General features: G+C 65.1%; 24 protein-coding genes. 5 read left to right on the top strand and 19 right to left on the bottom strand.

What is annotated here, in order from left to right:
• Nucleotides 1-53: 53 nt before the first annotated feature.
• Nucleotides 54-1115, bottom strand: a complete 1062-nt coding sequence (locus tag J7355_RS06500) for a ferredoxin reductase (protein ID WP_209061037.1) — start codon at nt 1113-1115, stop codon at nt 54-56.
• A 183-nt stretch (nt 1116-1298) separates the two neighbouring features.
• On the opposite strand from J7355_RS06500, the gene J7355_RS06495 reads away from it, so the two are divergent.
• Nucleotides 1299-1994, top strand: coding sequence for a TetR family transcriptional regulator (locus J7355_RS06495; RefSeq protein WP_247739815.1), 696 nt, complete (start codon nt 1299-1301; stop codon nt 1992-1994).
• A gap of 147 nt (nt 1995-2141) precedes the next feature.
• On the opposite strand, the gene J7355_RS06490 is transcribed toward J7355_RS06495, so the two are convergent.
• The 3 genes from J7355_RS06490 to J7355_RS06480 all read right to left on the bottom strand — a co-directional run bounded on the left by J7355_RS06490 (nt 2142) and on the right by J7355_RS06480 (nt 6364).
• A complete protein-coding gene (locus J7355_RS06490; protein WP_209061035.1) occupies nt 2142-2732 on the bottom strand; it encodes a DUF2059 domain-containing protein in 591 nt (196 codons plus the stop codon).
• Nucleotides 2701-4452 (bottom strand): assimilatory sulfite reductase (NADPH) hemoprotein subunit, encoded by a 1752-nt coding sequence (cysI, locus tag J7355_RS06485; protein ID WP_209061034.1) that lies wholly within the window; start codon nt 4450-4452, stop codon nt 2701-2703. Before cysI ends, J7355_RS06490 begins: the two co-directional genes overlap by 32 nt.
• Before the next feature lie 70 nt (nt 4453-4522).
• Nucleotides 4523-6364 carry an assimilatory sulfite reductase (NADPH) flavoprotein subunit gene (locus J7355_RS06480; RefSeq protein ID WP_209061033.1) on the bottom strand — a complete coding sequence of 614 codons (1842 nt, stop codon included), beginning with the start codon at nt 6362-6364 and terminating at the stop codon, nt 4523-4525.
• Between the two features lie 211 nt (nt 6365-6575).
• Between J7355_RS06480 and J7355_RS06475 the strand changes: the two genes are divergently transcribed.
• On the top strand, nt 6576-7181 hold the full coding sequence (locus tag J7355_RS06475) for a transglycosylase SLT domain-containing protein (protein ID WP_209061032.1): 606 nt from the start codon (nt 6576-6578) through the stop codon (nt 7179-7181).
• Between the two features lie 51 nt (nt 7182-7232).
• Nucleotides 7233-7577 carry a YqcC family protein gene (locus tag J7355_RS06470; RefSeq protein WP_209061031.1) on the top strand — a complete coding sequence of 115 codons (345 nt, stop codon included), beginning with the start codon at nt 7233-7235 and terminating at the stop codon, nt 7575-7577.
• Nucleotides 7578-7606: 29 nt separating this feature from the next.
• Here the strand turns inward: J7355_RS06470 and cyoE are convergent, their stop codons facing one another.
• Genes cyoE through J7355_RS06450 form a run of 4 tightly spaced genes read right to left on the bottom strand, consistent with a single transcriptional unit; the run spans nt 7607 to nt 10847 of the window.
• Nucleotides 7607-8530, bottom strand: a complete 924-nt coding sequence (cyoE, locus tag J7355_RS06465) for a heme o synthase (RefSeq protein WP_247739814.1) — start codon at nt 8528-8530, stop codon at nt 7607-7609.
• Entirely contained in the window at nt 8523-9527 is a 1005-nt protein-coding gene (locus tag J7355_RS06460) for a COX15/CtaA family protein (RefSeq protein WP_209061029.1), read from the bottom strand. The genes cyoE and J7355_RS06460 overlap by 8 nt, the downstream gene beginning before the upstream one ends.
• 10 nt (nt 9528-9537) lie before the next feature.
• Complete coding sequence (locus J7355_RS06455; protein ID WP_209061028.1) at nt 9538-10113, bottom strand: hypothetical protein; 576 nt, start codon at nt 10111-10113, stop codon at nt 9538-9540.
• Nucleotides 10110-10847, bottom strand: a complete 738-nt coding sequence (locus J7355_RS06450) for an SURF1 family protein (protein ID WP_209061027.1) — start codon at nt 10845-10847, stop codon at nt 10110-10112. Before J7355_RS06450 ends, J7355_RS06455 begins: the two co-directional genes overlap by 4 nt.
• Before the next feature lie 3 nt (nt 10848-10850).
• Between J7355_RS06450 and J7355_RS06445 the strand changes: the two genes are divergently transcribed.
• Complete coding sequence (locus tag J7355_RS06445) at nt 10851-11057, top strand: twin transmembrane helix small protein (protein WP_209061025.1); 207 nt, start codon at nt 10851-10853, stop codon at nt 11055-11057.
• A gap of 66 nt (nt 11058-11123) precedes the next feature.
• Here the strand turns inward: J7355_RS06445 and J7355_RS06440 are convergent, their stop codons facing one another.
• The 8 genes from J7355_RS06440 to bioB form a co-directional block, all read right to left on the bottom strand.
• Nucleotides 11124-12002 (bottom strand): cytochrome c oxidase subunit 3, encoded by an 879-nt coding sequence (locus J7355_RS06440; protein ID WP_209061023.1) that lies wholly within the window; start codon nt 12000-12002, stop codon nt 11124-11126.
• A 266-nt stretch (nt 12003-12268) separates the two neighbouring features.
• Nucleotides 12269-13906: a cytochrome c oxidase subunit I gene (gene ctaD, locus J7355_RS06435; protein WP_209061020.1), complete on the bottom strand. Its 1638-nt coding sequence runs from the start codon at nt 13904-13906 to the stop codon at nt 12269-12271.
• Nucleotides 13907-13940: 34 nt separating this feature from the next.
• Nucleotides 13941-15443, bottom strand: coding sequence for a cytochrome c oxidase subunit II (gene coxB / locus J7355_RS06430; protein ID WP_209061018.1), 1503 nt, complete (start codon nt 15441-15443; stop codon nt 13941-13943).
• A 41-nt stretch (nt 15444-15484) separates the two neighbouring features.
• Nucleotides 15485-15940 carry a DUF2244 domain-containing protein gene (locus tag J7355_RS06425; RefSeq protein ID WP_209061016.1) on the bottom strand — a complete coding sequence of 152 codons (456 nt, stop codon included), beginning with the start codon at nt 15938-15940 and terminating at the stop codon, nt 15485-15487.
• Between the two features lie 94 nt (nt 15941-16034).
• Complete coding sequence (gene bioD, locus J7355_RS06420) at nt 16035-16718, bottom strand: dethiobiotin synthase (protein WP_209061015.1); 684 nt, start codon at nt 16716-16718, stop codon at nt 16035-16037.
• Nucleotides 16715-17497, bottom strand: a complete 783-nt coding sequence (gene bioH / locus J7355_RS06415) for a pimeloyl-ACP methyl ester esterase BioH (protein WP_209061014.1) — start codon at nt 17495-17497, stop codon at nt 16715-16717. Before bioH ends, bioD begins: the two co-directional genes overlap by 4 nt.
• Nucleotides 17494-18717 (bottom strand): 8-amino-7-oxononanoate synthase, encoded by a 1224-nt coding sequence (bioF, locus tag J7355_RS06410; protein ID WP_348523003.1) that lies wholly within the window; start codon nt 18715-18717, stop codon nt 17494-17496. The genes bioH and bioF overlap by 4 nt, the downstream gene beginning before the upstream one ends.
• Entirely contained in the window at nt 18714-19787 is a 1074-nt protein-coding gene (gene bioB / locus J7355_RS06405; protein WP_209061013.1) for a biotin synthase BioB, read from the bottom strand. The genes bioF and bioB overlap by 4 nt, the downstream gene beginning before the upstream one ends.
• Before the next feature lie 67 nt (nt 19788-19854).
• Between bioB and J7355_RS06400 the strand changes: the two genes are divergently transcribed.
• Nucleotides 19855-20559, top strand: a complete 705-nt coding sequence (locus J7355_RS06400; RefSeq protein ID WP_209061012.1) for a ComF family protein — start codon at nt 19855-19857, stop codon at nt 20557-20559.
• A 15-nt stretch (nt 20560-20574) separates the two neighbouring features.
• Here the strand turns inward: J7355_RS06400 and J7355_RS06395 are convergent, their stop codons facing one another.
• The 3 genes from J7355_RS06395 to J7355_RS06385 are packed head-to-tail and all read right to left on the bottom strand — an operon-like array spanning nt 20575 to nt 25061.
• Nucleotides 20575-22512 (bottom strand): hypothetical protein, encoded by a 1938-nt coding sequence (locus tag J7355_RS06395; protein WP_209061011.1) that lies wholly within the window; start codon nt 22510-22512, stop codon nt 20575-20577.
• A 43-nt stretch (nt 22513-22555) separates the two neighbouring features.
• A complete protein-coding gene (recG, locus tag J7355_RS06390; protein ID WP_209061010.1) occupies nt 22556-24688 on the bottom strand; it encodes an ATP-dependent DNA helicase RecG in 2133 nt (710 codons plus the stop codon).
• A complete protein-coding gene (locus tag J7355_RS06385; RefSeq protein ID WP_209061008.1) occupies nt 24666-25061 on the bottom strand; it encodes a RidA family protein in 396 nt (131 codons plus the stop codon). The genes recG and J7355_RS06385 overlap by 23 nt, the downstream gene beginning before the upstream one ends.
• Nucleotides 25062-25085 lie beyond the last annotated feature (24 nt).

The following is a 25085-nucleotide window of genomic DNA, read 5'->3' as shown; positions in this document are numbered from 1 at the left end:
GCCGCTGGGCGTCTGTGATGAATTTCGTTGATCGACCGGCTCGAGAACTGCGTCTAGAGCTCGACCGCCACGTCACCTGCGGCGGCGTGGATACAAAGCTGGATGTCGGTGTCGCGCACGTCGCGGACCCGGTTGGTGCGCAGATCGCGCACACTGCCCTCGGCAACCCGGCACTTGCAGGCATGGCAGATGCCCATGCGACAGCCGTAGTTCGGCTTGAGGCCGGCGCCTTCGGCGACTTCGAGCAGCGAACCGCTCTCGCCCGAGGCCGCGACATCACTGTTGAGAAAACGCACGGCGCCTTCACCATGGGCGGCTTCGCGACGCGTGGCGGCGAACTGCTCGCGGTGCAGGGTCTCGTTGCTGCGCGCGGCAATCAGCGGTTCGGCCGCGTCCATGAAGCCGGCCGGGCCACACAGCCACGTCGGCCGCTGCGCGAGATCCGGAACCAGCACGTCGAGCGTGGCATCGTCCAGACGACGACCGCCATCCGCGGTAAACACGGTCTCGACGCGCAGCCCGTCGTGGCGCTGGGCCATCGCTTCGAGTTCGGCGGCATAGATCATGTCGTCGCGGGTACGCGCATAGTGAACGAACACCACGTCGGCGACCTCGTCCCGAGCGATCCAGTGCCGCAACACGCTCATCACCGGGGTGATGCCGCTGCCCGCGCTGAGCAGCAGCGCCTTGCGCGGCGCCTCGGCATGCGGGTAGAAGTCGCCTTCGGCCGGGCTCAGGTGCACGAGCTGACCGCGCTCGGCGTGATCGACCAGGAAATTGCTGACCCGACCATCGCCGTTGCGTTTGATCGTGACCTCGATCATCGGCTCGTTGGGCGCGCTGACCACGGAAAAGCAGCGGCTGTGACGTACGCCGTCGAGGTCCACGCCCAGCAGCACGTGCTGACCCGGCCGGTGGCCTTGCCAGTTGTCGTTGGGCTCGATTTCCAGCGTGACGCTGTCCGACGTCTGGCGCACGACGTGGGTGACACGCCCGCGCGGTTCGCTCAGCGACAGGCGGCTGTCGATCAGCGATAAATAATCATCCACCGACAGCGGGCTGGCGAGCGCGCCGACAAAGGAGCTACCGAGCAGTTTCTTCACGACTGGCTTCATCGCCGCTTCCTCATGAATGTGAACACGTGTACACTTTAGGGGTATCGCAACGCCCAAGTCAACACTTGTTCACAAAGAATGTCTCGGCGCGCTGTGGGCGCAATGTGCGGCCGCCGGCCGCGCCACGTATTTTCTTCCGGCACACAAGCGGCTAAGGTCGCTACCCATGCCCGTGACACCCGAATGGCAGCACCCTCCACGCCCATGAGTTCTCGCGAGAGCAAGACGCGCGCCACACAGCGGCGCGGCGCCCCGCGGCGCGGCGAAGCACGCGAGGCCCTCATGCAGGCCGCGCTCGAGCTCGTGGCCAGCGAGGCGAACTTCTCCGCCATATCGCTGCGCCGCATCGCGCGCCAGGCCGGCGTGGTGCCGACTGCGTTCTATCGCCACTTCGAGGATCTGGACGCGCTGGGCCTGACGCTCATCGAGAACACGTTTCGCTCGCTGCGCCAGATTCTGAGCGATGCCTCGCTATCCGCGCTGCCGCTCAAGGGCCTGGTCCGCTATTCCGTGGAACTGTTCGCCCACTACGTGCGCGACAACCGGCTGCTGTTTCAGTTCGTGGTCAAGGAACGCTTTTCGGGCACGGTAGCCATGCGCGAGGCGATCCATAACGAGATCCTGCTCGTGACCGATGCCCTGGCGGCGGACCTCGCCCGTTTCGACGAGTTCTCGCACATCTCGCACGACGACCTGCGCACCATCTCGGATCTGGTGGTCAACACCGTCATCACGCTCTCCGAGCGCATTCTGGACGTGGACCCGGATAACGCCGAGGACGACGCGCTCATGCTGCGCGCGGAGAAACAGCTGCGCCTGATCTTCATGGGTGTGGGGCGCTGGGAAAGCCGCCCCGCCGATGCCGATACGACGGCATAGACCGGTCCAGATCAGCCACGAGCGAAAAACGCCGCTGGCGCCGCGTTCGATCAAGTCGACCGGCAGGTTCATCGCTCGGGTGAAAGGCCCAGGCACGATAAGGCCCGACAGGGCCTGAGGAAGCCCAAGCGTCGCGGCGATGGCGCGCTAGTTCGTCGCGTTGAGACGTGTCTGCACCCGCTCCATGATCTCGGGCACGAGCGACAGCCCCCATTCGCGCCCGAGTGCGAGCGACTCGGTCAGCAGTTCCGGCGACACCCGCACCAGCTTCTGGCCGACCGGCGACTGGTAGAACTCGACCAGCTGGTTGAGCTCGAAGATATTGAAGTGCTTCTCGTAGACGGGATAGAGCACCGAATACAACGCGTCGCCGGACTCGATCCGCTCGCGAATCACGGACGTGGCTTCCTGGCGGATCACGCGCATGGTCTGCGGGTCGAGATCGGGCCGAAACAGCGCCACGGCATTGGCCACGCGATCGATGAACTGACGCGAGAAGATCGCCTCCAGCTGTTCCGCGTCGGTGAGCGCGATCAACTCGCGAATCACGTCGTCCTTGCGCGCGGCGTTCGTGTTCGCCTGACGGGTAGCCGCCGCGCCCTGCCCCGCGGCGGGCGTGGCCTGGGTCTGGCCGAGCGGTGGCCAAGTCAGCAAAGAGGAGGCCAGCAGCGCGAGGCCCAACCCCGCGCCGTTTCTATTCAGGCAATCAAGCCGCTTCGGGCGAACCGACGTTTTCATGGAAGTATCGTCCTTCGGTGGTTTCGGCAATGATACCGGCCCGAATGACGAAATCGCCGAACGGTTCACTCTTGTTCCGCTCAGCGGCGTACTGCTCGATGATCGGCGTGAGTTCGGCCAGAATCTCCTCCTCGCCGATGTTCTCGCGATAGAGCTTGTTCAGCCGCGCCCCGTCGAAACCGGCGCCCAGATACAGGTTGTACTTGCCCGGCGCCTTGCCGACGAACCCGATCTCGCCCAGGAACGGCCGCGCGCAGCCGTTCGGGCAGCCGGTCATGCGGATCACGATCGGCTGATTCTCGATGCCGGCGTCGGTGACGATCTTCTCGATCTTGGTCACCAGCTCCGGCAGATAGCGCTCGGACTCGGCCATCGCCAGCCCGCAGGTGGGGAACGCCACGCAGGCCATGGCCGAGTGCCGCAGCGTCGAATACTTGTTGCCGTCGTCGAGACCATAATGCTCGACCAGTTCCTCGACCTTGGCCTTGTCCTCGGGCTTGACGTTGGCAACGATCACGTTGTGGTTGCCGGTGAGCCGGAACTCGCCGGTATGAATCTTGGCGAGTTCGCGCAGGCCGGTCATCAGCTTGTAGCCGGCCGGGCCGTGGTACTGGCCGTAGTGCGCAGTGCCGTTGTCGTCGAAATCGGCAATGCGCCCGTTCTCGATGAACAACGTCAGGTGCCAGTTGCCGTTATCGCCCTCGACCCAGCCCAGCGGATCGCCGTTGCGCTCGAACTTGTATTCGCGCGCCGGCTTGAGCTTGATACCGGCACGTTCCTCGAGCTGTTCGTGAATCCAGCCCAGGCCGTGGTCGTCGATGGTGTACTTGAAGCGCGCATGCTTGCGGTTCGCGCGATCACCATGATCGCGCTGGATTTTGACCAGCTCCTCGACCGCCTCGAGCGTGTTCTCGGGCGTGGCGAAGCCGATCACGCTGCCCAGGCGCGGATAGGTCGCTTCGTCGCCATGGGTCGAGCCCATGCCGCCGCCGATGGCGATATTGAAGCCGACCAGCTTGTCGTTTTCGACGATCGCGATCAGGCCGATGTCGTTGGCGAAAACATCGACATCGTTCTCCGGCGGAATGGCGATGGCGATCTTGAACTTGCGCGGCAGATAGGTCTTGCCGTAGATCGGCTCGTGATCCTCGCCCTGCGGCTTCTGCTCGAGAAAGATTTCCTCGTAGGCGCGCGATTTCCACGCCAGATGCTCGGAGATCTTGATCGACCAGTCGTGAACTTCCTGGTGCAGCGCGGACAGATCGGGATTGGCCGTGGCCATCACGTTGCGGTTGACGTCGCCACAGGCGCCGCGGGCGTCGACGCCGACCTGGTAGGCGTCCTGCAGCAGCGGGCGCAGATGCTTCTTCAGCACGCCGTGGTACTGGAACGTCTGACGCGTGGTCAGGCGCAACGTACCGTTGGCGTACTGGTGGGCCAGTTCGTCGATCTTGAGCCACTGCTCGCCGGTGACCACGCCCGCCGGCAGGCGCAGGCGCAGCATGAACTGGTAATGCGGCTCCAGCTTCGAGGTCTTGCGCTCGGAGCGCAGGTCACGGTCGTCCTGCTGGTAGAAGCCGTAGAACTTGGTCAGCTGGGTGTCGTCCTCGGCGATCGAACCGGTGAGTTCGTCGGCCAGCCCGTCGGCGATCGTGCCGCGCAGATAGTTGCTGGCGATCTTGATGTGTTCGACCGGGGAAAGTTCTTTGTCGTCGCTCATGGCTCTGGCTCGAAATCGTTGTTTGAGCAGCGTGCGCTGTCTATGAATCTGGCGTTGCGATGGCCCGCAATCAATAGACGTCGCGCTGGTAACGCTTTTCCTTCTGCAGATTCTTCAGGTACCCGGCGGCGCCCTCTGCGTCGAGGCCGGCGTGTTCGCCGATCAGCTCGAGCAGCGCTTCGTGAACGTCGTGGGCCATGGCATTGGCATCACCGCAGACATACACCGTCGCGCCGCGCTCGATCCAGTCGAACAGTTCCTTGCCGGCCGCCCGGATCTTGTCCTGTACGTAAACCTTCTCTTCCTGGTCGCGCGAGAACGCCACGTCCATGCGCGTGAGCAGGCCGTCCTTGCGCCAGCGCAGCCAGTCGGTCTGGTAATAGAAGTCGGTCAGGAAGTGCTGGGCACCGAAGAACAGCCAGTTGTCGCCGCTGGCCTCGCGCTCCTCGCGTTCTTCGAGGAAGGCGCGAAACGGCGCGACGCCGGTCCCGGGGCCGACCATGATGATCGGCGCCTCGTCGTTCTCGGGCAGCTTGAAGTTCTTGTTGTGGTCGATATAGATCGGCAGCTTCACGTCCTCGCTGCGATCGGCGAGCTGGATCGACGCCACGCCGTGGCGTGCCCGGCCCTGGCTTTCATAGCGCACGGCCGCCACGGTGAGATGAATCTCGTCCGGGTTGGCAGCATGGCTGGAGGCGATCGAGTACAGCCGCGGCGGCAGCTTGCGCAGCAGCCGCACGAAGTCCTGACCGGTGATGCCCTGGATCGGATAGTCCTCGACCACGTCGATGATGAAACGCCCGTGCATGTAATCCGCGAGGGCTTCGCGCTGGTCTTCGGAGAGCAGCTTGTCGAGCGCCTCGTTCTGGGCCTGCACGGCATACTTCTCGATCAGCGGCCGCGTCAGCGTGGTGATCTCGTACTGATGGGTCAGCGCATGCTGGAGGGTGACCTCGCCGTCGATACCGGTGACCTTTTCCTCCGGCGACAGGCCGAGTGCGGCGATGAGTTCCTCGACTACCGACGGATCGTTCTCGGGGATGATGCCCAGCGAATCGCCCGGCTCCCAGACGAGCCCCGATTCCTCGGTGTCCATCTCGATATGGTGGACTTCCTTGTCGGAGCCGCGACCGTTGAGCACGATGTTCTCGAGCACCTCGGCTTCATAGGGGTTCTTGCGCGAGTAGGCCTCGGCCGCCGGCGCGGCTGCACCGCCTGCGCTGGGCATGGCGGTGACGGTCGGATGCGGCTGGTCGCCGCCGCCGAGTTCGTCCTTGTAGGTGTCGATAACGGCCTCGATCCAGGCCTCGGCCGCCTCGTCGAAATCCACATCCAGATCGACACGATCGGTCAGGCGCTTGCCGCCGAGCTTTTCCAGCTGCGCGTCGAAATCCTTGCCGGTCTGGCAGAAATGCTCATAGCTGGTGTCACCGAAGGCAAGCACCGAGAACTTCATACCGTCGAGCTTGGGCGCCTTCTTGCCGTAGATGAAGGCATGCAGCTCCTCGGCGTTGTCCGGCGGATCGCCCTCCCCGTGCGTGGACACACAGACGATGACGTTCTTTTCCTTTTTGAGATCCTTCGGCTTGTAGTCGAGCATGTCGTGCGCGGTGGCATTCAGCCCCGCGGCTTCGGCACGCTCGCGCAGCGTCTCCGCGATATCCTCGGCGTTGCCGGTCTGCGAACCGTAGAGAATGGTCAACGGTTCACTGGCCTCGCTCTGCGCCGCGGGCGCGGCCGCCTGTGCCGGCGCGGCCACTTCGCCGGTCGCCGCCGACGCATTGATGCCCGACAGATAGCCGCTGATCCATGTCACCTGCATGGGGGTGAGCGTCTCGATCAGCGCCGTGAGCTGCTGCGCCTGCTGCGCATTCAGCGGGCTCGTATGTTCTTGGATGGGGGTCGCCTTCATCAACAATCCGCAAAAGGTTGGTTCGCCAGACCGTCGGCCTGCGACGGCGCAGGTTATCGGGCGGTTACCTGCGTGAAAACGTCTGTTTTTTTCTTTTATTATAACTTTTTTACATATCCTGGCGGATATGGAGGCGACGTACCTCGGTGCCCGGGCGGCGCATTATACCCTGCACGGGCGTTTCGGTTTCAGCCTCTGCTAGTCTTTACCCATGCACCGCTTCGTACTGCTTGTCCTCGCAGCCTTTATCGGCGGCTGCGCCACGGCGCCGCCGCGCGCAACCAGCAATGTCTGCGACATCTTCTACGAAAAGGACGGCTGGTTCGATGCCGCGGACGCTGCCTATGATCGCTGGGGCGCGCCCATTCATGTGCAGATGGCGATCATCTATCAGGAATCGCGCTTCGTCGGCGATGCGCGCCCACCGCGCAAACGCCTGCTGTGGTTCATCCCGTGGACCCATATCACCTCGGCCTATGGCTATACCCAGGCGCTGGACAGCACCTGGGACTGGTACAAGCGAGACAGCGGCAACGGCTGGGCGGATCGCGACGATTTCGACGACGCCACGGATTTCGTCGGCTGGTATGTGGCCAAGAGCAACGCCATGCTGGGCATCTCGAAATGGGATGCCTACAGTCAGTATCTGGCCTATCACGAGGGTCAGACCGGCTATAAGCGCGGCACGTACAAGCGCAAGGCCTGGCTGCGCCGCACGGCCGGCAAGGTGAATGCACGTGCCGGCCGCTACGCGACCCAGCTACAGGGGTGTCGTGTCGATCTGGAACATCCAAACCCCTGGTGGTGGCCGTTCTAGGGCTCGCCGCGCCGCTGTTCATCACCCATCCGACGCATCAAACGGGATCTCATGTCGCCGACACACGCGCAACTGCACGCCCTGGCCGATCTTCTGCTTGCAATCGAGCAGGCCATGCGCGAGGCCGATTTCTGGCACGCCCAGGTGCCCTCGCCGGCCGCGATGGCAAGCCGGACACCGTTCTGCGCCGACACACTCGCGTTCAGCGAGTGGCTGCAGTTCGTGTTCATTCCGCGGATGCGCGCGCTGATCGAGGACAACGCCACGTTGCCGGGCGCGAGCGCGATCGCGCCGTTGGCCGAGGAAGCGCTGGACGAGCGCCGCGGCAAGCAAACGCTGGTCGATCACCTGCGCCGGTTCGACCGCATGATTGCCGACGGCGAAGCGCCGAGCTAGCGACCGGCTGCTAGCGCCCGGCCCAGCGGTCAGCTACCGAAGACCGCCGGCACGTAGTGGTCCACGAGCAGTGCCGTGAACAGTGCCATGAGGTAGAGAATCGAGTAGCCGAAAGTGCGCATCGCCAGGCCCGGCTTCGGCGCATATTTCAGGCGAATCGCGTAGATCAGAAACCAGCCCGACAACCCGATCGCGCTGATCAGGTACAGCGGGCCGCTCATGCCGGTCGCGAACGGCAACAGCGACACGATGAACAGCAGCACCGTGTAGAGCAGCACCTGGGTGCGGGTGTACTCCAGGCCATGCGTGACCGGCAGCATCGGAATATCGACTTCGGCGTATTCGCGATGACGCTCGATGGCCAGAGCCCAGAAATGCGGCGGTGTCCAGATGAAGATAATCAGGAACAGGATCAGCGCGTGGGCGTCGACCGTGCCGGTCACCGCGGCCCAGCCGAGCACTGGCGGCGCGGCACCCGCGGCGCCGCCGATGACAATGTTCTGGGGCGTGGCACGCTTGAGATAAACGGTATACACGCCGGCATAGCCGACAAGCGTAACCAGCGTAAGCCAAGCGGTGAGCGGGTTGACCAGCCAGAGCAGGATCGCCATGCCGATCAGGCCGATAGCGGCCGCAAAGCGCGCCGACTGCATCATGTCCAGATGACCGGTCACCAGCGGCCGCTTGCGGGTGCGGGCCATGCGCTGATCGGCCTTGCGGTCGAGCATCTGGTTAACCGCAGCGGCAGACGCCGCCATCAGGCCGATGCCGAGCGTGCCGAACAGCAGCGCATCGATCGGCACCATGCCCGGCGTGGCCAGAAACATGCCCACCATGGCGGTGAACACGATCAGCAGCACCACGCGCGGCTTGCAGAGCTCGTAGTAATCGGTCAGACGCTGTGACAGCGTCGGCCGATCGAGCGCCGCGCTCGAGCCGTGCCCGCTAGACATGGTCGCTAGCGCTCCAGACTGCATGGTTGATCGCCATAAGCGCCAATAATAACAGGGCGGCGCCCCCGTTGTGGGCAACGGCCACCGGCAGCGGCAGGTGGAATACGACCACCGAAATACCGATCGACACCTGTAGCGCGAGAGCCGCCAGCAGCGCCACCGCAAGCCCGCGCCACCGCCGGTCGACCCCGGACTGGCGCCAGAGAACCGCGGCGAGGCCCGCCAGCGCGAGCGTGACCACGATCGCGCCGAGGCGGTGTGTCCAGTGAATGGTCGCGCGGGGAATGCTGTCGAGAATGCCGTATTCGTAGTTGATCCCCAGCCCGTGCCAAAGCGTGAACGCGGTGCTGAAGTCGGTGGGCGGCCACCAGTAGGTCTGGCAGGTCGGGAAGTCCGGACAGGCCAGCGCGGCGTAGTTGGTCGAGGTCCATGCGCCGAGGAATATCTGCCCGATCAGCAGGACGAGCGCCGCACCGGCCGCCAGCCGCAACGCGCCGCGCTTTACCGCCTGATAACCGCGGAACAGTCCGCCTTCGCGAAACAGACACCAGCCCAGCAGCGCGAAGGTGGCCATGCCGCCGAGCAGGTGCGCGGTCACGATCAGCGGCTTGAGCAGCAGCGTGACCGTCCACATGCCGAGCAACGCCTGGAATATCACGAGCACGACGAGCACCCAGGGCAAAACCCGTTGCTGATTCGGGTCGCTGGTGCGCCGGATCGAAACCAGTGCCATGGCCAGAATCAGCAGCCCCAGAGCGCCGGCCGCATAGCGGTGGATCATCTCCTTCCAGGCCTTGGGCACCTCCACCGGCCGATGCGCGAAACGCTCGTTGGCAGCGGCCACATCGGCTTCCGCCGTGGGCACATCGAGATGCCCATAACAGCCAGGCCAGTCCGGGCAGCCCAGACCGGCGTCGGACAGCCGCACGAAAGCGCCGAGCGTGATCACCACGAACGCGAGGCAGATCGTCAACAGGTTCAATCGGAAACGAGTCACGGCGCAGTCCTCAACCGATATGCGACAGCTTGAGCAGGTGCTTGACGTCCTTGAACAACGCCCCGCCGTCACCGCCAGGCGGATAGTAGAGCATCCAGTTGCCCAGAGGATCCACGAGATAGATCATCCCCGGCGCCGTCGCGCCCTGACTTTCGAAAATCTCGTCGATCGGGGCCAGCGGCGCACGATAGATCGCGAGGTCCGGCTGGCGCTCGATCTGCGGGTGCGCGCTATCGATGTCGGTCAACAACACCCGCTGTACGCGCGCAGCACGACGATGCAACAGCGCACGGATCTGGCGCGTCTCTTCCAGACTCTGGATACAGGCCTCGCCACAGCCATCGGGAGCGACCTGCAGGATCGTCCACTTCTGCTCGAACAGCGCGCCACTCGGGCGTGTTTCGCCCTGTGCATCCGTAAGCGCGATATCGGGCAGACGCATGGCCGGGTCCACCAGCTCGCCGCCATTGGTACCGGCGCCACCGTAGGACAAGCCGTAGTAGAGCAGATAGGCCAGCGCCAGTGGCCCCACGAAAATCATGAACACGCCCACCAGCTTGAGGCGGGCGCGAGTCTGTGTCTTCATCGAATTCGCCTGAGGTTGATCACGAGAAAAATTACCGCCACGGCCACCGCCATGGCGAACCACTGCAGGGCGTAGCCGAAATGACGCACCGGCGGCATACGAACGAGCTGCTGGTTCCAGTCACGCACGAAGCCACGCGCGTCGGCCGCGTCGAGCAGCAGCAGCCCGTTTATCACCCGCCCGGCGTACTGGCAGCGCAGCTGTTCGATCGTCGGGTAGTTCAACACGCGGGGCCAGCCTTGCGTATCGCAAGCCGCGGTGTCGCCAAGGCGCATGCCTGGACGCGGCAGATCCCGCCAAAGCCCCGTCATGGTCACCTCGCCCTGCGGTGCCGACGGCTCGGGCGGCTCGGTACGGCCCTGCGGGCCAAGTGGCACCCAGCCACGGTCGACAAGCACGCGCCGGCCGTCGTCCAGCACCACAGGCGTCCAGACGCGGTAACCGATCCGCTCGTCATGCACCTGGTTGTCGAAAAGTATCTGGCGGTCTGCATCCATGCGCCCGCTAACCGTGTATCGCTGACCATAGGCGGGCGTCGCATTGGTCGGGTCGTTTGCGCTGGCGAAATCCTTCGGGGCGCTTTTGCTCGCAGCCTGGCGCTGCGCTAGCATCACCTGCTTGCTTTCACCCCGCTGGATCTGCCAAAGGCCCAGACCGGCCATCGAGCCGATGGTCACCAGCGCAAGCACCACACCCCACAACGGGGGCGCGAACCGATAGCGCCCTAAGCGCATATGATGCTCAAGATCTTCATCGTCGTGTTTCTGATCGCCATTATCGCCGCCCTGGGGTCAGGACTCGTGTTTCTCGTACGCGATACCGGCGATACGCGACGCACGGTAAAGGCGCTGACATGGCGGATCAGTCTGTCGCTGCTATTGATCGCCCTGCTGGTGATCGGCTATCTGACCGGAATTGTGCAGCCGCACAATCTCGGGCAGTAGCGCGAGGAGATGTCCGGCTTTTAACGCCCGAAACGGCGCGGCCGGGCTAGAACCCGGCCGCCAGCGTCACAGAATGTAGACGAAGATAAACAGGCCGAGCCAGACCACGTCCACGAAGTGCCAGTACCAGGCCACGGCCTCGAAGCCGAAGTGGTCGTGGGAGCTGAAGTGGCCTTTCAGACAACGCAGCAGGATGATGATCAACATCAGTGTGCCGAGCGTCACATGCATGCCATGGAAGCCGGTGAGCAGGAAGAACGTGGAGCCGTAGATACCCGAACCCAGGGTCAGGCCCAGATGCTCATAGGCTTCGACATACTCCACCGCCTGCCAGTACAGGAAGAACGCACCCAATGCGGCCGTGGCCGCGAGCCCCAGGCAGAGCTTCCAGCGGTTGTCCTCCTTGAGGCCCCAGTGTGCCCAGGTGATGGTGACCGAGGAAGTCAGCAGCAGAAGTGTGTTGATCAGCGGCAGATGCCAGGCATTGACCGTTTCGAAGTCGCCGCCTATACCGCCGGGCCCGTTGGTCGGCCAAGCGCCCTCATACTGCGGCCACAGATAGACGTTCGTGAAGAATTTCTCGCCTTCACCGTTGAGCCAGGGCAGCGCGATCATGCGCGTGTAGTACAGCGCACCGAAGAACGCGGCGAAGAACATCACCTCGGAGAAGATGAACCACATCATCGCGTAGCGATAGGTGCGGTCCTCCTGCACACCGTAGGCGCCGGTGCGGTTCTCGTGCACCACGTCGCGAAACCAGATGAACACCATCACCAGCACCATGGCGAGACCGATCGCCGAGATATACGGTGCGACCGTGGTGCTGCCGTTCAGCCAGAAGCCCGCGCTACCCAGCATGAGGAACAGGGCCACCGTGAGCATGAACGGCCATGGCGACGGTTCCGGTACGTAATACTTGTGGTGTTCGCTGGTATGCGTGGCCATAACACTCGTTCCTTGCTTTTACTTTCGCTGCTTCACGCCCGCGTCGGCAGGCGATCCGGCGTCGTGACACGCAGTGCGCGCCCCTGTACCCCTACGCGTCCGGACGGTAGCGCTCGCACACCCCAAGCATGCGAGCGCCACTCGGCCGGCTATCTGGCCGCCATCTCGAAAAAGAAGGCGACATAGACGCCGACTGCTATGCCCGCGAGGGCGAGCGCAAGCAGCGTGTTCTTTCGTTTCGGCGACATCTGAACCTGTGCTCCAGCTTACGCCAGTTCACGCGGGTCGATCTTCGGCGGCGTTTCGAAGGTGTGATACGGCGCCGGCGAGGCCACCGTCCACTCCAGACCGCGTGCGCCTTCCCATACCCGGCCTGTCGCCTTCTTACCCGAGCGGCGCATGCACATGATCATGTTGTAGATGAACACGAACTGCCCGAGGAAGAACATCAGCGCGCCGACCGAGGAAATCATGTTGAAGTCGGTGAACTGGACGGCGTAGTCCGGGATACGACGTGGCATGCCGGCCAGACCGAGGAAGTGCTGCGGGAAGAACAGCACGTTGATCCAGACCGCGCTCCACCAGAAGTGAAACTGGCCGAGCTTCTCGTTGTACATCACGCCGGTCCACTTGGGGATCCAGTAGTAGATCGCGGCGATGATCGAGAAGATCGCGCCCGGAACCAGCACGTAGTGGAAGTGCGCGACCACGAAATAGGAATCGTGATACTGGAAGTCGACCGGGGTCAGCGCCAGCATCAGGCCCGAGAACCCGCCGATGGTGAACAGCACCACGAAGCCGAGCGCGAACAGCATCGGCGTCTCGAAGGTCATGGAGCCGCGCCACATGGTCGCGACCCAGTTGAACACCTTCACGCCCGTCGGCACGGCGATGAGCATGGTGGCGAACATGAAGAACAGTTCCGCCGAGACCGGCATGCCCACGGTGAACATGTGATGGGCCCATACGATGAAGCTCAAAAAGGCGATGGACGCCACGGCGTAGACCATCGAGTCATGCCCGAACAGCGCCTTGCGCGCGAAGGTCGGGATGATGGTCGACACGATGCCGAACGCCGGCAGGATCATGATGTAGACCTCGGGGTGCCCGAAGAACCAGAAGATATGCTGGAACAGCACCGGGTCACCGCCACCGGCCGCGTCGAAGAACGTGGTACCGAAGAAGTGGTCGGTCAGGATCATGGTGACCGCACCGGCGAGTACCGGCATGACCGCGATCAGCAAATAGGCGGTGATCAACCACGTCCAGACGAACAGCGGCATCTTGAGCAGCGGCATGTCCGGCGCGCGCATGTTCAGAATGGTGACCACGATATTGATCGCGCCCGTGATCGACGAGATACCGGCCAGATGGAGCGCAAACACCATCAGCGGCAGCGCGTTACCCGTCTGCATGACCAGTGGCGGATACATCGTCCAGCCCGAAGCCGGCCCGCCGCCCGACAGGAGCAGCGTGCCCAGCAGCATAGTGAAGGCGAACGGCAGGATCCAGAAACCCCAGTTGTTGACACGGGGTAGCGCCAGATCGGAGCAGCCGATCATCATCGGCACCATCCAGTTGGCCAGACCCACGAACGCGGGCATGACGCCGCCAAAGATCATCACCAGCGCGTGCAGCGTGATCATCTCGTTGTAAAAGCCCGGGTCGACGAACTGAATACCCGGCGCGAACAGCTCGGCGCGGATCACCAGCGACATCAGACCGCCGATAAACAGCATGACGAACGAAAAGATCAGGTACAGCGTACCCAGATCCTTGTGGTTCGTGGTGCCGATCCAGCGTTTCATCCACGGCCACACGCCGTCGGCCAGCGTCACCGGACCGTGGTGGTGATCGTCGTGACCGTGATGGTCGTGGGAATGGGTCGGATTGACAGTGCTCATCACAAACTCCTGGGGCGCCCGTCAGGCGGCCTACTTATCGCTGCTCGGCAACCTGGGAAGGCTGTACCACGTCGCCGGTCTCGTTGCCGAACGCGTTGCGTTCGTACGTGACCACGGCGGCAATCTGCTTGTCGTCCAGAGTCCCCTTGTACGGCGGCATCGCGCCCTTGCCGTTGAGGATCTGGCTGATATGCGTCGAGACATCGCCGGTGGCAACCGCGCTACCCTTCATCGCGGGGAAACCGGCGGCGGGCATACCGCTGCCATCTGGCTGGTGGCAGGCCGCGCAGAGGTTGCCGTAGACCTCCTCGCCCTGGCTCATCAGTTCGTCCTTGGACATCTCGCCACCGGCGCTGTCGTCCGCGGCCTGATCGCCACCAGCCGGCGAGTCGTTCTGACTGTCGCCCTGCTGCTCTGCGTTGTCGGCGCCGTCGCCGGAATCCGAGCCGTCCTCGGCGTCGGACTCGACGGACTCGTCCTCGACCTTGGGCGAACCGCGATCGGACGACGCCTGCGCCGCATCGGTGTCCCGCTGATCGTCGGGCGAGCCACCCTGGTTGTTCTCTTCGCCTTCGCCGACGAGCGTCTCGCTCGTCTCGTCGGGCTCGACTTCGCTGCCGTCCTCGGTGCGACCCTCGGTGGCGTTACCCGCCGTCGGGCTGCTGTCGGCCTCGGTCTGGGCCTGGGCGTTGGCGGCATCCGTGCTCGGCTGGCCCTGTGCCAGCTGCGAGTCGGCGCCGGCGTCGCCGCCCTGGTCGGTGACCCACTGGTCGTACTCGTCCTGCGATACGACCTTCACCACGATCGGCATGAACGCATGGCCACGACCGCACAGCTCGGCACACTGACCGCGATAGGTGCCGGTCTCGTTGGCCTTGAACCACATGTCGTTGATGTAACCGGGGATGGCGTCCTTCTTGCCACCCAGATCCGGCACCCACCAGGAGTGGATCACGTCGCCGGAGCTCAGCAGCAGACGCACTTTCTTGTCGACCGGCACGACCATCGCCTTGTCCACGTTGCGCAGATAGTGCTCGACGGTATTGGGGTCGATCCCGGAGTTCTGCTGGCGTGCCTTGTCGCTGTCGCGGTCGAGGCGGCTGAAGAAATGCACGCCCTGGTCGACATAGTCGTATTCCCAGAGCCACTGGTGGCCGGTCACGCGGATCGTCATGTCCGGATCGCTGGAATCCTCGATCTGGAGCAGCGTGCCGGCGGCCGGGATCGCCACCACGATCAGAATGATGAACGGCACGGCTGTCCAGGCGATCTCGACGACCGTGGACTCATGAAAATGCGAGGCTTCGAACCCGCGGGACTTGCGGTGCACGATCACCGAATACAGCATCGCGCCGAATACGCCGATGCCGATGACCACACAGATCCAGAAAATCAGCATGTGAAGGCCGAAGACTTCACTCGTCAGATCGGTGACGCCCTCGTTCATGTTGAGCGTCCATTCGGCGTAGGCCGGCGACACAAAAAGTGCCCCCAGCGCCACCAGGCCCGATCGAGACAGAATGCTGATTTTATTCATAGTCACTCTCTATAAAACACGTTGCCGGCCGTCGCGCGCTGTCACGACAGTTCCGGCGCGGTCACCCAGGCCTTGAGGCGTTCGGCGACCTTCTCACGCTCTTCCTCGGTCAGGCAGCGGCCCAGCTCGCAGCCGCGACCGTGGCGGGTCAGCAGCAGGCGTGACGGGCTGTTCCGATAGACCCCCGGACTCAGCCGAACCTGGGTCAGCAGACGCGGAAACTCCCAACGACGCTGCGGTTCATTGAGACCGGCCTCGACCTCGATTCGATCTTCGTAAACCGATATGACCTCGCGGTAACCGTTATCGCGAAGGCTCAGGTAGAGACCGGCTCCGAGCGCAGCCATTTCCAGCCCTGCAAAAGGCCAGACGAGCCATAGCCCGAACACGGTCATGAACCCCGCAATCCCGAACGACACGGCACACATGCCGACGAAGAACCACTGTGCCTGCGCGACCGACAGCGACCCGTTCGGGGCGATGACCAGTCGACGCATGTGTTCGGTAGTTTCGTGTCGGCTCGACATCCCGCCGTGTCCTCCGGCCGAGAGTTTATGCGAAGCACTAATGCGCTGGCAAACAGTTAAGCCCTCATTCACGAGGCTTTATACGCGCCACCCACGGCTCGGGATTCAGGGCCAGATCGGCCGGCGGGTCGCAGTCGACCCGCGCGCATAGCGGCGCATCGATCATGCGTTCGAGACAGGACAGATTCTCTTCCAGGCGCGGCTGGACGGGCGGCAGCGTGTTCGCGACCCAGCCCACCAACGCCGTTCTCGCAGCGATCGCACGGGCGCTGAGTACCGCGTGATTCACGCACCCCAGCCGCATGCCGACGACGAGGAGCGTCGGCCAGCCGTGGGCACCGGCCCAGTCGGCGAAATCGGCCTCGTCGGAAAGCGGCACATGCCACCCGCCGGCGCCTTCCACAACGACCCAGTCGCTGGCCGCGGCGAGCCGCGCATGGCCGGCGTCTAGCACGCCGGTATCGATGGCGACCCCGGCATCGGCCGCCGCGATATGCGGCGCGATCGGGTCGACCAGCGCGATCGGATTGATGTCGTCGTAACCCCAGCCCGGCGTACTGGCGCGCCAGAGCGCCAGCGCGTCTTCATTGCGCAACCCGTCGGGCGTGGTTTCGCAACCACTGGCCACGGGCTTGTAGCCCACCGCGCGATGGCCCGCCGCGCGCAGCCCGTGCAGCAGGGCCACGGCGATGCGTGTCTTGCCAATACCGGTGTCGGTCCCGGTAACGAACAGCGTTTTTGCCGTCATTCTGCTGCTCCCGCAACGCGATGCGTGATGAATTCGCGCAGACGCGCGGCAAACGGTTTTTCATGCGAGATGAACGGCGCGTGCGCCGCCCGGTCGATACGCCATAAATCGGCCTGCGGCATGCGCTCGGCCATGGCCGCCATGCCGTCGGGGTGTGCAATGCGATCACGCGCCCCGGCGACCGCCAGACAGGGCACATGGACGGCGGCGAGCTGACCACGGAAATCGGCTTCGAACAGGATGTCCAGCCCGCGTTCCAGCCCTTCCCGGGCCGGCGGCTGATCGATCAGGTCGTTGCGCAGGCTGCGCACCGCCTTCGCGGCCCCGGGCTCGCCAAGCACCTGCTGCATGAGAAATTCGCTCAGCGTGGTCGAAAAATCGCCGGCCAGACCGGCGCGGGTGGCCTCGATCGCATTCGCTTTCATGCCGTAGTCGTTGCCGGCCTCGCGGATGAAACGCGCCAGCATCGCGACCAGCACCAACCCCCGAACCTGGTCCGGATGACGCCGCGCGGCCCCCAGCGCGACGAGCCCGCCGAGCGACCAGCCGATATAGATCGCCGGCCGACCGATCGCGGTCACCACTTCGTCGACCCAGTTGTTGAGCCCCGCCGCGCCGGGCGCGCTTTCGCCATGCCCGGGCAAATCCACCAGGTGACAGCAAAAATCCTGTTTCAGGCGCGACGCCAGCGGCTCCCAGATGCGCCCGGACAGCCCCCAGCCATGCAGGAAAACCAGATCCGGGCCCTGCTCGCCGACGCGACGCACATGCAGCGTCATGCCGAGCACCGGGCGGCAAGGTCATGCCGGATGGGCGCAACCACCGCACCGAGCGCGTCCAGGAGGCCGTCCACCTGGCACTCGTCGTGGCCCGCCGTAATCGTGACGCGAAGGCGTGCCGTACCCGGCGCGACCGTGGGCGGACGGATCGCACCGACCAGGTAACCGCGCTCCAGAAGCCCCTCGCTGGCCCGGAGCGCCGCGCTCTCGGCCCCGAGCACGAGCGGCTGGATGGGGCTGTCGGAGTCGGTGACCGGCAGGCCCAGCGCCCGCGCGCCTTCTCGAAACCGTTCGATCAGGCGCATGAGATGACGGCGCCGGTCATCGCCCGCACGCGCCAGGGCGACGCCCCGCCGTGCCGCCGCCGCCACGGCGGGCGGCGGCGCGGTGGAAAAGATCAGCGAGCGCGCGCTTTGCAGAATGACCTCGATCACGTCGGCATCGCCGGCGACGAACGCGCCGGCCGCGCCGACCGACTTGCCCAGTGTGGCCATGAGCAAGGGCACCTCGGCGCTGCCCAGGCCCGCCTCGGCGACACGCCCCGCGCCTTGTGGGCCGAATACACCAAGGCTGTGCGCGTCGTCCACGGCAAGCCAGGCGGCGGGTTCCGCGTTGCGGGCCCCGGCCAGCTTGGCTAGCGTGGCCAGATCGGCCAGCGGCGCGGTATCGCCGTCCATGGAGAACACACTGTCGGTGACCAGCAGCCGATTGCCATGGCCGCAGCCGGCGAGTTTTTCCGCGGCATCAACGGCGTCGGCATGGGCATAAACATGCTTGCGCGCACCGGAAAGGCGCGCGCCATCGATCAGCGAGGCATGATTGAGCGCGTCGGATACGACATCGTCGCCCTTGCCCATCAGCGCGCTGATCACGCCGACGTTGGCCGCATACCCGGTGGCAAACACCAGCGCCCGCTCGCGCCCGACCCAGTCGGCCAGTTCTGCCTCCAGCGCGGCATGTTCCGCGTTATGGCCGGTGACCAGCTGGGAGGCGGCACTGCCCGTACCCACGTCGGCCGCAGCACTGGCAAGCCGATCAGACAGATCCGGGTCGGATGCGAGACCGAGATAGTCGTTGCTGCAGAAATTCACGCAGCGCTGGCCGTCGGCCGTGACCACAGGGCCATGCGCCCCTTCGATGACTCGCCGACGGCGAAAGCGGTCCGCCGCGCGCACCGCCGCCAGCCGGTCGCGACAATGGGCGGCCAGCGACCGCGTCACGAAGCGCCAGCGGCTGCCGTATTCCGGCCGCACCGGCTCGAGCGCGCCTGGGGCGCAGCCTCGGGGCTGGGCGCGGCTGCCGGCTCCAGATCGCTGTATTTCGGCGAGGCTTCCGGCGCCATGCCGAGTTTTTCCAGCAGGGCCAGATCCTTGAGATGGGCGGGATTGGCCGTGGTCAGCAGCTGATCGCCATAGAAGATCGAGTTCGCGCCGGCGAGAAAGCACAGCGTCTGCACCGCTTCCGACATTTCCTCGCGGCCGGCCGAGAGGCGCACATACGACGCCGGCATCATGATCTTGGCAACCGCAATGGTGCGCACGAAATCCAGCGGGTCGATCGGATCGACACCGTGCAGCGGCGTGCCTTCGACCTGAACGAGATTGTTGATCGGCACGCTTTGCGGATGCTCGGGCAGATTCGCCAGCTGGCGCAGCAGTTCGGCCCGATCCATCGGCGACTCGCCCATGCCGACGATACCGCCGCAGCAGACCTTGATGCCGGCGTCGCGCACGTGCTCCAGCGTGTCCAGCCGGTCGTCATAGGTGCGCGTGGTGATGATGTCTTCGTAATATTCGGGCGAGGTGTCGAGGTTGTGGTTGTAGTAGTCCAGCCCGGCTTCCTTGAGTTTTTTCGCCTGCTGGGTCTTGAGCATGCCCAGCGTCACGCAGGTCTCCAGCCCTTCGTCGCGCACGGCCTGGACCATGTCGATGACCTTTTTCAGGTCGCGGTCCTTGGGGCTGCGCCAGGCCGCGCCCATGCAGAACCGCGTCGCACCCGCGGCGCGCGCGCGCTGGGCGGCATCGCGCACCTGCTCCAGCGGCAGCAGCGCTTCGCGCTCGAGGCCGGTATCGAAACGCACGCTTTGCGGGCAGTAGGCGCAGTCCTCCGGACAGGCGCCGGTCTTGATCGACATCAGCGTGGACAGCTGTACCGCGTTGGCATCGAAGTGGGCTCGATGCGCGCTCTGGGCACGAAAAATCAGGTCGGCAAAGGGCAGCGCAAAGAGTTCGGCGACTTCTTCGGCGCGCCAGTCGTGACGCAGCGGCGCGGCACCGATGGATTCGGTCATGGCAGTATCGGCTTGGAATTCGAACCCCAAGCTTTGGTCAGCCCCGACCCGCTGTCAAGGTGAAAACGTGTCTGTTCTTGACGGATGGTTAAAAAGTGCGCAACACGCCCTGCTCGGGCCCCGTTGCCTGCTGTGTGCCGCCCCGGCACCGCTGCGCCGCGAACTGTGCGACGCCTGTCTTGCCGACCTGCCCTGGCTCGAAGCGGCCTGTCGTCATTGCGCGTTGCCCCTGAGCAACGACGCGAGCAGCCGCGCATGCAGCGACTGTCGCCGGCGCGCCCGTTTTGATCGCGCGGTCGCGGTATTCCACTACGCGCCGCCGATCGACTGGCTGGTCACGCGACTGAAGTTCCAGGGTCGGCTCAACCATGCCCGGCTACTCGGCGATCTGCTGGCCACGCGTGTCCATGCCGCCGATCTTGACCTACCCGACATGCTGGTTCCGGTGCCGTTGCACCCGGCAGGCTATCGCCGCCGTGGCTTCAACCAGGCCGAGCGTATCGCCGCGCGCCTGGCGGGCTCGATCGGCAGCCCCGTCGCCAGCAACCTGCTGCGACGTACGCGCGACACTGCGCCACAGAGCACCCTGGCGGCCAACCGGCGCGCCGCCAACGTCCGCGATGCGTTTACTGTGCGCGCACCGCTGGCCGGCGAGCATGTCGCCATCGTCGACGATGTGGTGACGACCGCCCATACGGCCACCGCGGTCGCTCGGACACTGCTGGGCGCGGGCGCGGGACGTGTCGATCTCTATTGCGTAGCGCGGGCCTGATCCGACGCGCCGCACTCAGCCGATGGCCAGCACCACGAGTTCGTCGCGGGCCGATAACGCGATCGGGGCCCACTTGTCCTCGGGATTGAGTAACAGCCGCGGCATCGACTCGTCGCTGCGATGCAGTGTTCCCAGAAGCACCTCGCCGTGAGCGGCGCGCGCACGACGCAGCGTATCGAAACTTTCGGACGTGTCGGCCAGACCCAGCCGGTCGACGTGGCGGAACTCGATCTCGGCACCGCCGGCACTGAACAGTTCCTCAAGCACCCAGTGAAGTTCGCGGCGCAGCGCCACCTGGGTCAGCATGCTGGCCTGCAGATCCGGCGATACCAGGCGTTCCACGTTGGCCTGATCGAACAGATTGGCGTTATCCGTGGACATCGATTCGACCACCACAGCAGGCTTGGTCTCGACGTTCTCGAGCACCTGCGACAACACCAGGTAACCGAGCAGCATGCGCGCATCGGCCGCGTCGGCGGAACCGAGCCAATCGCTGGCGACGAGCACGATGCTGTCGTAGCCGGACACGTCCAGCCGCGTCATTTCGTAATGCGAGGTCAGATCGCCCTCGATATGGCGGACCCGGGCGTGATTCAGCATGACGCCCTTGCGACGCAGGATGGTCTCGCGCTCGTCGACCGCCAGGAGCGAGAACACATCGACCTCGACACGCTCGCGGGTATAGGCATCGAACTCCGCCAGCAGGGACGGAACCTTCTGGTTCCAACCGAGCACGAGCACGCGCCGACGACGCGCCTCGACCTCGGCGTCGGACGCCGCATGGATACGCCCGGAGGCGTTGCTTTCGGGTTCTCGCGTGGGCGTGCAGTCCTCGAACTCGCGGGCGATGAAGGCCAGCCGGTCGGCGGCAGCCACGGTTTGTTCATTATCCGCATACAGCGCATCGAGGCGGCCATCGTGGGTGACACCGAGCAGCACGGCCTGGTCGAAACAGGCCGCGATATCGACCAGGCGCCGACCCTCCAGGCTCGGGCATTCGCGCACATAGATCTGCTGGCCCGCCCCGCTGAGCAGCTCGTTGTATACCGACGATAGCCCGCGATGCCGCGTGTTCTGGGCCAGCAGGCGACTGATGATCTGCGGCGTACCGATGAACTCGGCCGGGCCGGGATAGGCGCGGCGGGCGGTTTCGAGCCGGTCGGCGTCGAAGATTTCCGCCACCACGAGGGGCATGTCGGCCGCCTCGATGTCGTCGTCGGGATGCGCCGCGCTCATCAGCGTCTTGATGGTGAGCTCGTCGGGCGCGCTGCCGGCCTCGAATTCGCGCGTAGGCAGCAGAATCACCGCCGCGTGCTGATAGTCGACCCGGCGCAAGTGGTCGAGCCGCAGCGGCGTGCCGGAACGCAAGGTGATGCGGCGCATGTCGAAACCACGACCGAGCTTGTCGCGAATTTCCTGCGCGAGCGCGGGCGTGACCCGTTCAGCCAGGATCACGATATGCAGGCTGCGCCCACCGTGACGGCTGAGAAATCGTGCCACCCGCCCTTCGGACTGGACCAGATCCTCCACCATCGCGGCGGTGCGGTTGTTCCAGCCCAGAATGAGCACGTGGTTGTTCTTGGCGATCGGCGTATAGCCGGCTTCCAGCGTCTCGATGGTGTCGTTAAGCCACTGCGTCATGGTCGCGATCAGCGCGCCGACAAACAGCACCACGCCGGCGACCGTGAGCAACGTCGAGACCACCCGCAGCACGCTGCCTTCGTCGTCGCCGAGATAGCCCGAGTCGGTCAGGCGCAAGAAGGCCCACCAGATCGCCGACCAGGGGTCGTCGTAGTCCTGACCGGTCGGCGCGTTGTAGACCAGCAGCCCCGCGCCGAGTGCGATCAGCGCCATGGCCAGCGCGATCACCATCAGGCGCGACAGCGGCCCGCGCAGGATGAACTGCTCGAGCTGAAACTGAACGAGATTGCGGATACGGGCCAGAAGCTTCATGCAGGTCTCCTAGGAGCGCAGGGAATACGCGAACCGCGACGCGCTAGACGCCGGCATAACCGCCGCCGCCACCGGCCCAGCGTTCCACGAGCAGCTCCGCCTCGCGCGGGTGATAGGCCAGTACGTCGTCGGCCACGGCAAGCGCTCTTTCCACCCATACGCCGTCGCGCACAAGATCGGCGATACGAAAGCTGGCCGCGCCGGTCTGGCGCGTGCCCAGCACTTCGCCGGGCCCGCGCAGCTCGAGATCGGCGCGGGCGATGGCGAAACCGTCGCCGGTATCGCGCAATACCGACAGCCGGCGGCGCGCGGTCTCCGAAAGCGGCGGTTGATAAAGTAGCACGCAGTGGCTTTCCACCGAGCCGCGCCCCACCCGGCCGCGCAACTGGTGCAACTGGGCCAGACCAAGCCGCTCGGCGTTCTCGATGATCATCAGCGATGCGTTGGGCACATCGACGCCCACCTCGATCACCGTCGTGGCGACCAGCACGTCGATATGGCCCGCCTTGAAGGCATTCATCGCCTTTTGCTTGGCGGCCGGCTTCATGCGGCCGTGGGCCAGCGTGACCTGGACATCGGGCAGCGCGACCGATAGCGCTTCGGCCGCGGCCTCGGCGGCCTGGGCCTCGAGCTTGTCGCTCGTCTCGATCAGGGTGCACACCCAGTAGACCTGCCGCCCCCCGGCCACCGCCCGCCCGATACGCGCGATGACCTCGTCGCGACGGGTGTTGGGTACCGCGACCGTGACCACCGGTGTGCGCCCGGGCGGCAATTCGTCGATGACCGATGTATCCAGATCCGCATAGGCACTCATCGCCAGCGTGCGCGGGATAGGCGTCGCGGTCATGATCAGCTGGTGCGCGCTCAGGCCATGCCGCGCCGCCTTGTTACGCAGCGCCAGACGCTGATCGACGCCGAACCGGTGCTGTTCGTCGATGACGCACAGGCCCAGACGACCGAAATCCAGCGATTCCTGAAACAGCGCGTGCGTGCCGACCACCACGGCCGGTGTTCCATCGCGAATCGGTGCGAGCACGGCATCGTCACGCCGGCGCCGGCCGGTCACCAGCAGCACCGAGATCCCAAGCGGCTCGAGCCAGCCGGCGAGATTGGCATGATGCTGCTCGGCCAGCAGTTCGGTCGGCGCCATGAACGCGGCCTGCCAGCCGTTCTCGATCGCGGTGAGCACGGCCGCGGCCGCTACCACCGTCTTGCCCGAGCCCACGTCGCCCTGGATCAACCGCAGCATGGGGTGGCGCGTCGCCATGTCGGCCAGAATCTCGCCGATAACCCGTCGCTGGGCGTTCGTCGGCGAAAAACCCAGCTGCTCGAACAATGGCGCCAGACCCTGACCGGCATCGCCCAGCGCGGGCGCTCGTTCGGTCTTGATCCGCCGCCGCCGGCTGCGCAGGCCGAGCTGGTGGCCGAGCAGCTCCTCGAAGGCGAGACGCGTGACGGCGGGATGGCTGCCGTCGATCAGCGCGGCCAGGTCCACGTTCGGGCCGGGCCGGTGGATCATCCGCAGGGCCGCATCGACAGCCATCACGGGCCCGCCCGCGGACAGCTCGGCAGCGATATCCGGCGGCAGTGCGTCGGGCCAGAAATCGGGCATCTCCAGCATGGCAAGGGCCTGGGCGGCCATGTCGCGCAGACGATTCTGCGTTACACCGGATGTCGCCGGGTACACCGCGCGCAGTTCGGGCACGAAATCGTGCCCCGCCGCGGCGTCGGCGACCACCTGATACTCGGGGTGGACGATCTCGGTGCCATACACACCGCCGCGCGGCTCGCCGAACACGCGCAACCAGGCACCCGGCGCGAACTTCGCCTGCTGGGCCGGGGCAAAGTGAAAGAAGCGCAGCCACAAACGACCACCCCCGTCACTGGTGCTGACCAGCAGGCTGCGCCGCCGGCCGTGCCGCACCTCGGCGGCATCGACACGCACCACGGCAATAACCGGCATCCCGTGCGGAATGATCTCGGCCACCGGCGTGACCCGGCTGCGGTCTTCGTAACGTAGGGGGCGATGCAGCAGCACATCGCCGATCGACTCGATGCCGAGCGTGGCCAGCTTGTCGGCCAGTTTCGGGCCGACGCCCTCGAGACGCCGGCAGGAATCGCCGGCCCGGCGACGTTCGCGCCTGGGGGCCGCCTTAGCCGAGCGCGAGGATGGCATCGGCCTCCACGCCTGCGCCTTTCGGAAGGGCGGCCACGCCGACCGCGGCACGCGCCGGGTACGGCTTGGCGAGCTTGCGCTCCATGACCTTGTTCACGACCGCGAAGTTATCCATGTCGGTCAGATAGATCGTGAACTTGACCGCATGCGTGAGCGTGCCGCCTGCCGCGCGCGCCACCGCATCCAGATTGTCAAACACGCGCTCGATCTGGGCCTCGATGTCGCCGTCGATGAGGGTGCCGGTTTCCGGATCGAGCGGAATCTGCCCGGAGATATACACGGTGTTCCCGGCCTGCACGGCCTGGGAGTAGGCGCCGATCGCATCCGGCGCTTCCTTGGTGTTGATGATCTGATGGCTGGCGGGCTGGATCATGATATCGATGCCGTTGAAAGGGTT

This window comes from Endozoicomonas sp. G2_2 (assembly GCF_017744135.1).
Lineage (GTDB): Bacteria > Pseudomonadota > Gammaproteobacteria > Nevskiales > Salinisphaeraceae > Salinisphaera.
Note: the sequence above shows the minus strand (reverse complement) of the source record. Positions and strands in the feature narration are given on the sequence as shown.